Origin of the sequence: Oribacterium sp. FC2011, assembly GCF_000701645.1 — a bacterium.
In the GTDB taxonomy this organism is placed as follows: Bacteria; Bacillota; Clostridia; order Lachnospirales; family Lachnospiraceae; genus Oribacterium.
Genome location: NZ_JNJM01000004.1, coordinates 13,935 through 26,275, shown reverse-complemented (window position 1 = coordinate 26,275; position 12,341 = coordinate 13,935). Strand labels below are relative to the sequence as shown.

10 protein-coding genes are annotated in these 12,341 nt (G+C 46.3%); 2 read left to right on the top strand and 8 right to left on the bottom strand.

Annotated features, from left to right (window positions below; all coding sequences use genetic code 11):
* Positions 1 to 87 precede the first annotated feature (87 nt).
* The 7 genes from T357_RS0104180 to T357_RS18965 form a co-directional block, all read right to left on the bottom strand.
* Entirely contained in the window at positions 88 to 498 is a 411-nt protein-coding gene (locus T357_RS0104180) for a DUF1934 family protein (RefSeq protein WP_031549062.1), read from the bottom strand.
* Between the two features lie 293 nt (positions 499 to 791).
* The gene (locus T357_RS0104175; protein ID WP_031549059.1) at positions 792 to 1,871 is read right to left on the bottom strand and encodes a D-alanine--D-alanine ligase family protein; all 1,080 of its coding nucleotides are present in this window, start codon (positions 1,869 to 1,871) and stop codon (positions 792 to 794) included.
* 311 nt (positions 1,872 to 2,182) lie between these two features.
* Complete coding sequence (locus tag T357_RS18975; RefSeq protein ID WP_044916076.1) at positions 2,183 to 3,646, bottom strand: helix-turn-helix domain-containing protein; 1,464 nt, start codon at positions 3,644 to 3,646, stop codon at positions 2,183 to 2,185.
* 187 nt (positions 3,647 to 3,833) lie between these two features.
* Positions 3,834 to 4,130 (bottom strand): preprotein translocase subunit YajC, encoded by a 297-nt coding sequence (gene yajC, locus T357_RS0104165; protein ID WP_031549054.1) that lies wholly within the window; start codon positions 4,128 to 4,130, stop codon positions 3,834 to 3,836.
* Between the two features lie 564 nt (positions 4,131 to 4,694).
* Positions 4,695 to 5,426 carry a hypothetical protein gene (locus T357_RS19970; RefSeq protein WP_031549051.1) on the bottom strand — a complete coding sequence of 244 codons (732 nt, stop codon included), beginning with the start codon at positions 5,424 to 5,426 and terminating at the stop codon, positions 4,695 to 4,697.
* A gap of 262 nt (positions 5,427 to 5,688) precedes the next feature.
* A complete protein-coding gene (locus T357_RS0104155; protein WP_031549048.1) occupies positions 5,689 to 6,657 on the bottom strand; it encodes a hypothetical protein in 969 nt (322 codons plus the stop codon).
* Between the two features lie 123 nt (positions 6,658 to 6,780).
* On the bottom strand, positions 6,781 to 8,025 hold the full coding sequence (locus T357_RS18965; protein ID WP_044916075.1) for a UDP-galactopyranose/dTDP-fucopyranose mutase family protein: 1,245 nt from the start codon (positions 8,023 to 8,025) through the stop codon (positions 6,781 to 6,783).
* A gap of 358 nt (positions 8,026 to 8,383) precedes the next feature.
* On the opposite strand from T357_RS18965, the gene T357_RS0104140 reads away from it, so the two are divergent.
* The gene (locus T357_RS0104140) at positions 8,384 to 9,424 is read left to right on the top strand and encodes a diacylglycerol/lipid kinase family protein (RefSeq protein ID WP_049962257.1); all 1,041 of its coding nucleotides are present in this window, start codon (positions 8,384 to 8,386) and stop codon (positions 9,422 to 9,424) included.
* Positions 9,425 to 9,848: 424 nt separating this feature from the next.
* A complete protein-coding gene (locus T357_RS19965; RefSeq protein WP_049962256.1) occupies positions 9,849 to 10,721 on the top strand; it encodes a hypothetical protein in 873 nt (290 codons plus the stop codon).
* A gap of 88 nt (positions 10,722 to 10,809) precedes the next feature.
* On the opposite strand, the gene T357_RS0104130 is transcribed toward T357_RS19965, so the two are convergent.
* Positions 10,810 to 12,249 (bottom strand): hypothetical protein, encoded by a 1,440-nt coding sequence (locus T357_RS0104130; protein WP_031549039.1) that lies wholly within the window; start codon positions 12,247 to 12,249, stop codon positions 10,810 to 10,812.
* Between the last annotated feature and the right edge of the window lie 92 nt (positions 12,250 to 12,341).

Genomic DNA, 12,341 nt, shown 5'->3' with positions numbered 1-12,341 from the left:
ATCTATCCGAGTCATGGTTTTGTCCATTTTAGCTTTATGCAAGAGTCGGTACTGTTCTAGCAATTATGATTCTTAGGACTACACCGCCTACGCCTTAGCGATCCTTATCTCTATCTCATTTTCCGAAACAGGATTGCCATATTGGGTGATGCTGTAAGAAAGGAAGATATTCATCACGAGCTCTGCGTGAATCCGGTCGATCTCAACACGCTTTGTGTCAAAGCCAAGCTCCATGTAACCCATGGGGGTTTCGTAGTTCATGACATGCTTTGTGTTTTCCTTATAGCGGAAAGCGTTGTCATGCTTCCAGTTCCTGACCACTGTCACTTCCTTTCCGGCTGTGTCCACCCGCATTTCGTTGTGGACTCCGTCCTGGAAATAGGTCAGGATCTGTGTGCCGTCTCCGACTTCTCTCAATATGCCGTCGGAAACCGTATCAAAAATATCTGTATCGCCATTTACTGTCTGGCGGGATTTCATCTCTATTCTGACCCGCATTTTTCCTCCAGAATTATTCACAATGCAAGGGGGCAGACCCCTTTACAAAAATCTTACGGCAAGAGCCGCCCCCGTGAGGAGTCTGTAAGGGGGTCAGACCCCCTTGCAGAATTCTTACGGTCTATGGGAAACAAGAAACCCCGGTCAACGACCGGGGCTATCTGAAATCTTAAACATTTAAAAGGATAAAGGATTGTGTATTTCGTACATTTATTATGTAGATAATATAGCACCGGCTGCACGAAAGTGTTTGAAGGAATCCAAAAGTAAAAGTTAAGAATTTCTTAGGGTCGTCACCCCTGGGTAGTCGGTCGGGTAAATGCAGTATCTATAAGCGCCTGCACCAGTCTCGGTTTATCGATTCCCTTTACGCCCCAAAGCATCGGATACATGGAGATGGCGGTGAAGCCGGGAAGAGTGTTAAGCTCGTTGAAAACCGGGCCGTTCTCCGTAAGGAAGAAGTCGATTCTGGCAAGTGAGAATCCGTCAACTGCATCGAAAACCACCTTTGCGGCTTTGCGGATGAGTTCCCGGTCGTCTTCATTAATATCAGGGTCAGTGTCGGTTTCGGACTGCGGATTGTTGTACTTCGCATCGTAATCATAGAAATCGGCTGCTGCCTTGATCTCTCCGACGCCGCTGGCCTTGATGTTGCCGTCAATGTCTCTGAACACGGCGCACTCAACTTCGCGGCCAATGATGGTCTCCTCGATAAGAACCTTGTAGTCAACCTCGTAGGCTTTTTTGATGCCCTCGATGAGCTGTTCGCGATTGTAAGCCTTGGTCACGCCGCAGCTGGAGCCGGCGCTGGAGGGCTTGACGAAAACGGGATATTCAAATGCCTTCTCAACGCGGCGAACGCATTCGTCCATATCTTTGATCTCGTTGCCGACAACGGAAACATACTCCGCCTGGCGAACGCCAACCTTCCTGAGAGGCTCGTTGCAAATGATCTTGGTGTAAAGCTTGTCCATGGAAACCGCGCTGGCGAGAACGCCGCAGCCAACGTAAGGAATCTTAGCCAGCTCGAAAAGTCCCTGAATGGTGCCATCCTCACCGTTTTTGCCGTGAAGAGCCGGGAAGATCACGTCGATCTTTCTGAGGGAAATGGCTCCGGACTTGTCCTTTATAAGAAGTGACTGAAGCTTTGCGTCGGGAAGAAGGCAGGCCTTGATGCCGGATTTGTACCAACTTTCGTCGATGATCTGATCGAGAGACTCAGCAAGGAGCCACTCTCCTTCTTTGGTGATACCCACCAGGAGCACGTCGTATTTTTCCTTATTTATATTTTTTACAATGTTTACTACGGATTTGCAGGAAACTTCATGTTCTGTTGATCTTCCTCCGAAAACCGCCATTAATGTCTGCTTCATATTTTCAGATGCCATCCGGACGCAGGGTTGCGACCGGAGCTTTCCTTTCTAAAGGGTAATGTTTAAAGAGATTTTACTACATTGGAGCGTTAATGCAAGACGGAGTTTCAGCCGTAGGCTTTCATCAAATCACATCTTGGCTAAATATAAAAAAAAGAGACCTATTTAAAGACTAACACTAAACAAAAAAAGTGCGCTGAGATCATGTAGGAGAAAGGCTCAGATCTCAGCGCTTGGAGAAAAAGAGGTTTTAGGTATATTCTTAGTTGTCAGAATCTTTTCAGACCATAACAACCAATAATCAATTCAGTTTACTTCTTCAGCCAGCCCAGCTCACCGCGCTTTAATTTGAAAAGCATGTCCTTCTTTCGGTCGTAGATGGAAAGAAGCACTCGCACCTGCTCGGGGGTACGATTGGAGCTTGCCAGAACCTTGCTGAGCTCGTCGTTGGTAAGGAGCTTATCCATTTCAACTATGGAAGGATCCTTGACCAGTCTCAACAGGCCGAATTCATTCTCGGCGAAACTGTCCACCGGGATATTGTTGAGTTCGAGGGTTCCATGGTTCATGTCAAGATCGTAGAACATGGAGTTTCCCGAATCAAATATGGGTGCTAATTTTACAAACTTGAGAGTCTCCGCATCTCTCAGCACTCCGAAATTGTCATAGTTCCTGTCAGTATTGGAAATGATGAAGTCCGTCAGGATCTGATAATCCAGAAATGCTTCCACATCAGATTTAGGGATTCCGCCATCTTCGCAAGCATTAACAAAAATGTCATAATCCGATGCGCCTTTGTGCATCCTCCTTCCTGCCCGGATAAGTTCACGTGCAGATACGAACTCGAGGTCCGCGGAGGTGAATGCTTCGGCACTCACACCAAGTCTCTTGCCATGACCGTAATCTATGGTGTAGAACTCATAATCCACGAAATCAAACTTCTGCTGCTTTCTGTGAATGTAGGCACCTACGACTTCGTTGAAGATCTGCTGGGTTTTGTTGCCCTCGGTACCCTTGACGAGATATCTCTTCCCTTCCACGCAAACCCAGGATTTGGGAACATTACCCTTGGTTGACCCGCTTGGAAAAAGCTCCTTCGTAATAGAAAAATCCTCATCAACGGGGAGACCGGTGAAATGGCTTGCACCAACAACATCGTCGAATTCATTGTTATAAAGGTTCACATCGTCCCATGTAAGACTGCTGCCCTGGGGTTTCAGCCAGTAGTCGTCGTTGAGGGACAGTCCCAGGTTCCTGAGAAGATATGCCTGAGGCGACAGGAATCCGAGTTTTTCCAATGTTGACGCCAGATTTCCCTGTGTAACCGGTGCGGCTCTGTGGTACCACCATGCCTTTAGGAAGCGGTCCTCCCCGACCGTTCCTATAGGCATACGGGTTTCATCCATAACACGGGTCACCGAAACGATCGAACCCGTCTCAGACTCGAGTACAAGGCCGGCTACTTCCCGGTCTTTATGCATTAGAATGTATGAACCTTCACCCTGTGCACTCAGTACTCTGGATTTCTGATTCTCGTCTGATACCATCTCTTTAAGCTCGCTTGGCTTTAAGGAACTGAGGTCAAAATCCGAGATAAGATCCTCCATGGTGCAGCCCAGTGCCCCTGCCATTTTCAGGATCGTATCTGCCTTTGCCGAACTAAGCTCTTTATGTCCCTGCTCATAATCCTGTATCGAGCGGAAAGATATCCCCGTCATATCTGCAAGCTCTTTTCGACTTATTCCCTTCAGCTCTCTAAGAGTCTTAAGATTCATCACCACCGCCTCAAAATCACTAAATCTATCTAAGTCCTATGTTACGCTATTTGACGTATAGTAACAATCAATTACGTTTTACGTATTTATTACGAATTTCGGTCATGACGGCAAAAAGGCGGGCAGCTGACGGATCGATCCGTGTGCTGCTCGCCTTCATTTTTTATTATTCAATTGTAGCCGATTCTTATTTCTTGTCGTCGCTTGAAGAACCTGAATTTGGCTTCTCTATCTGAACGATAGCAACCTTCTGCATAGGGATACGGCAGTTCTTATTGTTACCGAACTCTACGATAACTGTATCATCTGTCATGTCAATGATAACTCCGTAAAAACCTGAGCTTGTAAGAACTGTATCGCCTACAGCTACAGATGCAAGAAGTTCCTGCTGCTTTTTACGTTCCTGCTGTGAAGGTCTGACACCAATAAAATAAAACATTGCAACGATTGCAACAACATAGATTATCCAGCCCACTGCGTTCATAAAACATCCTCCGTAGTTTCAAATATATAACTCACAAGGAGAAATTCTAACATAGAGATAAGCAAATATCCAGTAAAATCTGTGACACTTTTGTGATGATTGATGAGTTATATTTAAGTCAACAAAAGAGAAATGGAAATAAGAATGACGCCAACTTCTTATTTCAAAGATACTTGTGAATACTATTAATTAAGAGGCGGGAACCCATCAATCCCGGCCTCAATTCCCTTCATTAGTAATTAACTCCCTTCCGAATAGCAGGTTGACCGGTGTCGGTCATCCTGCTATTTGATTTGCCGGAAATGTTGTTCACCTTTACATCTATAGAATCTTAAATACATCAAGGGGGGACATTCGATAGAGATGCTATTTTCCCCTCTTCATCCTTTTGATCTTCTTCAATGTATCATATGGAGGTCTGTCAGATAGATATTCTATGGCTTTCGTAATCCATTCTGTTATATACCAAAAAAGTCCATCAGCCATTTTTGTGCTGTCGCAGATGGTTGATGGACTCAAAATACCTATTTAATTTTCCTTGTAAAGACTAATTTGCGTATTCTATCACTCTTCGTCTGAACCATCTGAATACTTTCCGTCAGGACCAGGGAAGTTGATAGTTGAAGTGTCTGTAAGAGGTGCTGCTGAGCTTACTGCTGCTCCTTCAGGAACGCTTGGACCGTTTGTATCAAAGCTTGTCTGGCTCATATCAGGACCGTCGTCCTCTGTGCTTGTTGTTGCACCTGCTGCACCTACAGTTGTTTTCTTTGAAATATACTTTGTCTGAACAATCTCGCTTGAATCAACATTTGTTGTAGTATGGCGAGTCAGACTAAGCTGCTTAGTCTCTGAAGTCTGAATTGTCTGTATACCATTAAGCTTGTCAATTTCTTGCTGGCTTGCCTTTGAATCACCGTTTGCAAGCATCTGAGCTGTCTGTGCAGCTGCACTTGCTATAGCAGTAGTATCAAGATTCTCTAATTTATCACGAACTACAGCGACACCATCCTTAATCCATGAACCATCTGCTGCGGTTGTGAAACCATCAGGTGTTGTTGTGCCTGAATAAACGTAACCGTTCTCATCAAAAGCATAGCAAAGGAACTTTCCGTCTCCGTCTTCGTCGATCCACTTCCAAACACTTGCAGGCCATGATCCGTCATCATTCTCATACCAGATTCCCTTTTCAGTTGTTTTAAACTGTCCTGCAATAACTGTTCCTGCGAACATTGAAACACTGAGTGCTGCTATGGTTGCGGTTGCTACTATTTTTTTGATTAAGTTCATTTTCTTCATTTTTTCTCTCCATAAATTCGGTTTTGTTTTAGCAAATAACCTTTACGTAGACATACTATACCACCTTTTTTTCAAAAGAGTATGACATTTTCAATTGTGAAAATATTAAAATTCTTTGTATTTAATTTTATAGCAAATTTAGATTTTTGGAAATCTGAGCGTATATTACCGCGTCATTCAGCGATATTTGCAAAATCAAAATTAATATAAAATAACGAAACTCTATCCATTCTTTTAAAAAGCAGCAAAAAGCCCATCATTTTTAAGCTTTAGACAGATGGTCCGTAATCATGGTTACGAAGTCATCCATGTAGGCCTGGCCGTCGGTATCGTATTCGAAAAAGCTGATTCCGAGGATGGACCGGTCGTCAGCATTCCACAAAAGTTCCAAGCAGGCGGTGACAGCTTTTCCGTCGCGCCGGCCCCTGAACACGGATTCACGCAGCTTGAAATCGCCGATAGTGAAGCTGGTGCGGGCCCGTTCCTGATAGAAGCCCTCCAGCTCCTTTTGGCAGGCGTCAAGGATTTTGTCCTGATAGCTCTTGTAATTGCCGGCCGTCAGCTCTTCGCCGTCCCCTTCGGTGAAGCTCATGAAGGAAATCTGCGGGTAGGAGGAATTGCTGAAAACGTAGAAGTGGTCGTAGCCCAGCTCGTCTGTCTGGTAGTAATTGTAGTACCCGGGGACCAATGCCTTTATCCCGGCTTTTGCATTGTAATAAAATCCCAAGTCCCCGTCGTGGTATCTTTCCTCGCCGACTTCACCCGTCAGGTTGTTGATGGCGCCTTCGTCGTGGATGAGCTGCACGTCGCCGTAATCCGTGGTGAACTCAATCATGTCGTCGGGGTTGATGGGAAGAATCTCCTCGGGAGAAGCTGATTCCTCAGTGCCACCGTGCGACTTTCCATCACCTGTTTCGTCGGAAGCATTATCTCCTTTTTTAATGTTTCCGGCTGTGGCGATGTCGCTTCCGGTCTTTCCCGACATGTCAAGGCCGCCGTTTTCGGCCAAACTGTCCTTCAACATATCCGAACCGTCCTCTTCTCCCGGAAGTGTGCCGGTTATTACTTCAACACGGCGTTCCTGGGATGCAGCGGTTGCTGATGAGGAAGGCTTTTTGGCGGTTTTTCCTTTTTTGTTTGATTTTCCGCAGGCGGGGAGAAGGATGGCGGCCGCGATGAGTGATGCAACACAAATTATTCTCAAAACTTTTCTTTTAACAACTAACCTCACAGTACTATCTCCATTTCTCAATGTTTTCTACTTTAATCATAAGCTAATCGGAAATATCACCATATCTCACTGATTTTTCTTTTAAACATTGACCCACAATACTGTCCCCCATAGCTCACAATACTACTTCAGTTCCCTCTCGCACATGTCAAGGGCGGAAGCGATAACCTTGTCCATGTCGTAGTACTTGTACTCGCCGAGGCGGCCGCCGAAGATCACGCCGGTTTCGGCATCTGCAAGCTTCTTGTACTCCTCGTAAAGCTTGCCGTTTTTCTCGTCATTAACGGGGTAATAAGGCTCGTCGCCGGGCTTCCACTCGCTGGAGTACTCGCGGGAGATGACAGTCTTCGGGATGTCATTGCCCTCGTCATCCTTTCCGAACTCAAACCATTTGTGCTCAATGATTCTGGTCCAGGGAGTTTCACGGTCAGTGTAGTTGACGGCAGCATTACCCTGGAAGTTCGGCTTGTCAAGGAGTTCGTTCTCGAATCTTACTGAGCGGTACTCGAGGTAGCCGAGCTTGTAGCCGAAGTATGCGTCGATGGCGCCGGTGTAAACTACTTTGTCGACGAGGGCGATGAGGTCCTTTCGGGGAGCACCGGACTCGTCGAAGAAGTCAACGCCGACGTGAACTTCGATGCTTCCGCAGCCGGAATTTGATGCGTCCTTGCCATAGGCCTCGCAGGGATGAGCATTGGCAGCGACAGTAGCTGCGTTCTTGCCGAAATCCTCGCCGGACTGGACCGCGGCACCGCCAAGCATTGCGGCAACCATCTTTGTGTAGCCGCCAACGGGGATGCCCTGGTAGAGAGCATTAAAATAATTGTTGTCGAAGGTGAGGCGAACGGGGAGTCGCTTAATGATAAAGGCCGGAAGTTCGGTGCAGGGGCGGCCCCACTGCTTCTCGGTGTAGCCTTTGATGAGCTTCTCGTAAATGTCTGTGCCCACCAGGGAGATGGCCTGCTCCTCGAGGTTCTTCGACTCGGTAATGCCGGCCTCGCGGCGCTGGGACTCGATCTTCTCGGCGGCTTCCTCGGGAGTTACCACGCCCCACATCTTGTTGAAAGTGTACATGTTGAAGGGGAGGGAATAGAGCTCGCCGTGGAAATTGGCAACCGGGGAGTTGGTGAAGCGGTTGAAGGTGGCGAATTTCTGAACGTAGCCCCAGACTCTTCCGTCATTTGTGTGGAAGATGTGGGCGCCGTACTTGTGGACGTGGATTTTCTCTACGTCTTCGGTGTAGACATTACCCGCTATGTTCGGACGGCGGTCGATAACCAGAACTTTTTTGCCGGCGGCTGCGGCTTCGTGGGCGAATACTGCGCCGTAAAGGCCGGATCCGACTACGAGATAATCATATTTTGACATGTTTCTTTTCTCCTTTGTTTACGTTGTTTTACAGCCAATTAAATCTACATATTTGTATCAGAAATAAATGGCGAAAAAAAACGTTTATAGATGAGGGTAGTATAGCACAATGGGAGGGAAAATCACATATTCTGCGAAAGGAGTCATATTTGCGTGCAACTAATGAATAATTTCCGGTTTAGACCTGTATATGCCGCTGCCGTATTTCTTTAAAAGTCAACAAAAATATGGTTTTACGGCGGTTTCGTTGCTTTTTGAAATATAGAACATCTATAATAATAGCTGAATATTAATAATAGCAGCTGAACAGTTGAAACAACTCTGACTAACAGAACCACCGGATTTGTGAGGTGCAAAAATGGATATTGAAGCAGGCGCAAAAGAAAGCAATTCAAAAAAAATTGACGTTAATCCAAGAACAAATGGAACCAATTCAACAAATCTGACCAAAAACCCGCGCACTGAGGAAAAGAAATGGAAGAAGCCTCTCAAGAAGGCTCTCCTTCTGGTGAATCAGAATGCGGGGACGGGGAATGCGAAGGGGAAGGTATTCAGACTCATCAGCGGGCTTGTGAAGCTTGGGTATGAAGTCATTACTTATCCAATCATTCCGAAGATGAATATCACTTCAGAGAATATCATTGAGGCATACAAGAGTCGTGTGAAGCTGGTGGCCTGCGTCGGCGGCGACGGGACTCTGAATCATGTGGTCAATGCTCTTATGGCGGCAACCGACAAGGAAAAGTCGAGTCTGCCGGTGCTTTACATTCCCAGCGGGACCACCAATGATTATGCAAAGACTCTCGGGCTCAGCGGGGATGTTGAAAAGGTTATTCACGGGGTGGAGCACAGCCGGGTTTACCGTCTGGACATTGGCACCTTTTCGGATAAATATTTTAATTATGTGGCTGCTTTCGGGGCCTTTACAAATGTCAGCTACGCCACACCTCAGGATCAGAAAAATCTTCTCGGGTATCTGGCATATCTCGTAAACGGGCTGGCTTCGGCGCCGGTTTCTCTGCAGACCCGTTATCATCTGGAGGTGAGCCATGACGGCATAACCGAGGAGGGGGATTATGTCTTCGGAGCGGTTTCCAACGCAACATCGGTTGGCGGCTTCAAGACTCCTGCCCTTGCCAATGCTTCCCTCAGCGACGGTCTCTTCGAGGTCATCCTCATTAAGGCGCCGGATGCGCTTCAGGAAATCGGTGAGATTCTTATGGCGGCCGGGGACGGCAGTTTTGACAATCCTCATATAAAGATTTTCCGCACAAGTGAAGTGACATTCAGATCGGATAATGATATCGACTGGACTATTGACGGGGAATATGGCGGAGCAAAGAAGGAAGTTACAGTTTCGGTCATTCCGCAGGCGATAAGGATATATGCGGAGGATTGAAACCTAAAACAACGAAGTACTCAAACAACGAGGCTTCGTTGTTTTTTATTGCAGGATCGTCCCATGAAGCCGCATACAAACCTAAAAAAAGTCTAAAACGCCCTACAAAAACCTTAAGACTTTGAAAACTAAATTTCATCTTATTTCAAGGGCGAAAATGTTATATTTGGTCTGAAAAAAAGCGAAATAATATATAGAAAGCAGAAGCAGTGAGACGACTCACAGGCAAAGATTTTTTGTCACTGTAATCAGCCGATTCAAAGAAGTATGATACCTGTTTCAGAGTCTATATAACATAAAGTTAAAAAGTAAGCTTGCTGTATGCACAAAGAAGAAAGATTTAGCGCAAGCTTAAATGTAACGATTTCGTATTGAGTCGTAAGTGGTTTGTAACGGGGTCTGACCCCCAAGTGAGGGAGAAAAAATGAGAAAGCAATGTTTATTGAGATTAATAAAGACCGGACTGGCGTGCATCACATTGAGCGCTGCCTGTGCATTTACAGGGCTTGCGGGGTACTGGATGGCGAATGAAACCGGGTACTGGTATGTTCACGACGATGGCACATATCCCGCAAATGCATGGGAATGGATAGATAATGACGGCGACGGGATCTATATGTGCTACGCCTTCGACGAGAGGGGCTACCTCTACACGAATACTGTGACGCCGGACGGCTATGTAGTGGGGCCGGACGGTTCCTGGTACGAAGGTATCGTCCCCATGACGAGAGCATTTATCCATGGGGCTTCCATCGCTCCGACGCCTATGGGGGCAAATGTCAACACCGGTAATGATTCCTACGTTTATTCAGCTGATGGAATGCAGCTTGTCACACAAAGGTATACGACTCCTAAAAAGAAGAACGCAGGCAGCTCGGATGACTCGGATTCAACAACGACAAAATCCTCAAATAGCTCGAGTTCTAAAAAGAGCAGTTCAAGCAAGAGTTCGAGTTCAAGCTCAAGCAGTTCAAAGTCAACTAAAGTCAGCGGTGTTGCATCATCGGAAATTGTTACAACGATATACAGAACAGGTAAATCCAGCAGCTCATCTGACTCGGATTCAGAGGATGGCACAACGGACACAAGCAGTACAAAATCAAGTTCCTATTCAGAACCTGATGTTGATAACACAAGTGATGATTCCTTTGGGCCGGGTGGAAACATTCCAAAGAGCTATTCATCTCAGACAGTCTCTCCTACCGCAGATCTCAGGGAGTATGCCCCGACAAGCAACGTTGTAGAGCGTGACGGGTATGAGGACGACGACCAAAGTGATGACGAGGAAGATGAGTGATAATTAAAAAGCGCCCGACTTTTGATATGTGTCCAGGATTCCGGGGACATATCAAAAGTTGGGCGCTTGGTGTATTAATCTATGATAATTAGTCGAACAGGAGGACTCCGGCGACGTGCTTCTTGAGGCCTTTCAGCTTTTCGAGCTGGGTGCGGAGATCCTTTTTGGAGGTGGTACGGTCAACGGCGATCAGGGTGTACTTTGCATCGCGGATGGCGTTGATGGCGGAAGCATCGGTGATGATGTCGCCGGCCAGCTTAACGGTGTCGTCGCCGTTTATATCGTTGATGGACTTCACGATGCGGCTCAGGGCTTCGGAGTCGATTCTTCCGATAAGGGAGATTTCCTTGATGTCCTCATCCTTGAAGGCTGCGGCGAAGGTCTTGACATTGGCGGCAGCTACTTCATAGAACTTCTCTTTATCCGGCAATGCATCTCCGTAGGACAGCTTGTAAAGAAGCTTGTCAAATGCTCCTGACTTGGCACCGGACTTGTAGTCTCCGAAGATACGAAGTCCGAACAGATAAGAAATCTCGCCGGCATTTACGATCTTGTCTTCGATTATTGCCTTAAATACGATAAAGCCTGCTGCTACGAAAAATCCCAGGATCAGACCGATGATTCCGAACTTGACACCGGATTTAACAGCCTGGGATTTTGTGATACCACTGCCGCTGCTGCTTCCTGCGCTTACCTTTGTATCCGCAAGTTTTGTGTATTTATCGTAGAAGGTTGAAATCTGGTTTGTGAGATTGATCTGGCTGTCGGAAAACTGTTTCTGAACATCAGCTACATAGTTATCATTTCCGGAACCGGACTCAGAGCCATCTGAAGAAGCAGTGTTTTCTACTTCGGAATACTCCATAAGGTCGAGCTTATGCTCATGTATCTTGGTGTCGACCTCTTTCTTGTAGGCATCAATGGCCTCGCTTATAGCATTAAGAATCTCTGTAGTTCTCCCGGAGGTATCTCCCACAACCTTGACGGTGAGCACGCGGCCGGTGACATTAACCCTTATAAGCTCTGAAAGATACTTTACAGGAATCTTTTCGGTGAGCTTTGACTGCACATAGGATAGACATTCGCTGCTTGTAAGATAAGACAGGTAAGCCTGCGCGATATCCTCTGAATAGTCCACGTCCTGATAGGTCATGTCAGGCATGATCTTGTAATCTGTACTTATATAGTAGGTGCTTGAGCCTGAAAAGTAATTGTTGGGATTCATGTTCATGATTATGGATTCCTGCTCATAAACCTGATTCTTCTCAAAGGTCTCGCTCAGGCGGTCAAACTGTGCCTTATATGAGGCTAATGTTGCGTCATACTGAGTCACCTTTTCCTCGGCGGTTTCCTCTGCCTCGACAGCAACTTCCGTTCCCACCTTACTGAGTTCTCTTGCTCCCTTGTAACCTCCAAGGGCCAGCGCAAGTACCACTCCCGCGAGAAGGATGGCCTTCCATTTTCTCAAACATAAAAAACATAACTGAAGAAGATCGATCTCAACTTCGTCTCTCATTTCCATTTCCATATGTTAATACTCCTTTTATTTCTCTAACCTAATAAGATTAACACAGTTGAGGCTCATAAATCTACAGATAATTCTTTACTTTTCTGTAAAGG

Coding starts and splice junctions, on each gene's coding strand:
- T357_RS0104130 (WP_031549039.1), bottom strand. CDS start 12,249: ATGGAAATGGAAATGAGAGACGAAGTTGAGATCGATCTTCTTCAGTTA.
- T357_RS18965 (WP_044916075.1), bottom strand. CDS start 8,025: ATGTCAAAATATGATTATCTCGTAGTCGGATCCGGCCTTTACGGCGCA.
- T357_RS0104140 (WP_049962257.1), top strand. CDS start 8,384: ATGGATATTGAAGCAGGCGCAAAAGAAAGCAATTCAAAAAAAATTGAC.
- T357_RS0104180 (WP_031549062.1), bottom strand. CDS start 498: ATGCGGGTCAGAATAGAGATGAAATCCCGCCAGACAGTAAATGGCGAT.
- T357_RS19965 (WP_049962256.1), top strand. CDS start 9,849: ATGAGAAAGCAATGTTTATTGAGATTAATAAAGACCGGACTGGCGTGC.
- T357_RS0104175 (WP_031549059.1), bottom strand. CDS start 1,871: ATGAAGCAGACATTAATGGCGGTTTTCGGAGGAAGATCAACAGAACAT.
- T357_RS19970 (WP_031549051.1), bottom strand. CDS start 5,426: ATGAAGAAAATGAACTTAATCAAAAAAATAGTAGCAACCGCAACCATA.
- T357_RS18975 (WP_044916076.1), bottom strand. CDS start 3,646: ATGAATCTTAAGACTCTTAGAGAGCTGAAGGGAATAAGTCGAAAAGAG.
- yajC (WP_031549054.1), bottom strand. CDS start 4,130: ATGAACGCAGTGGGCTGGATAATCTATGTTGTTGCAATCGTTGCAATG.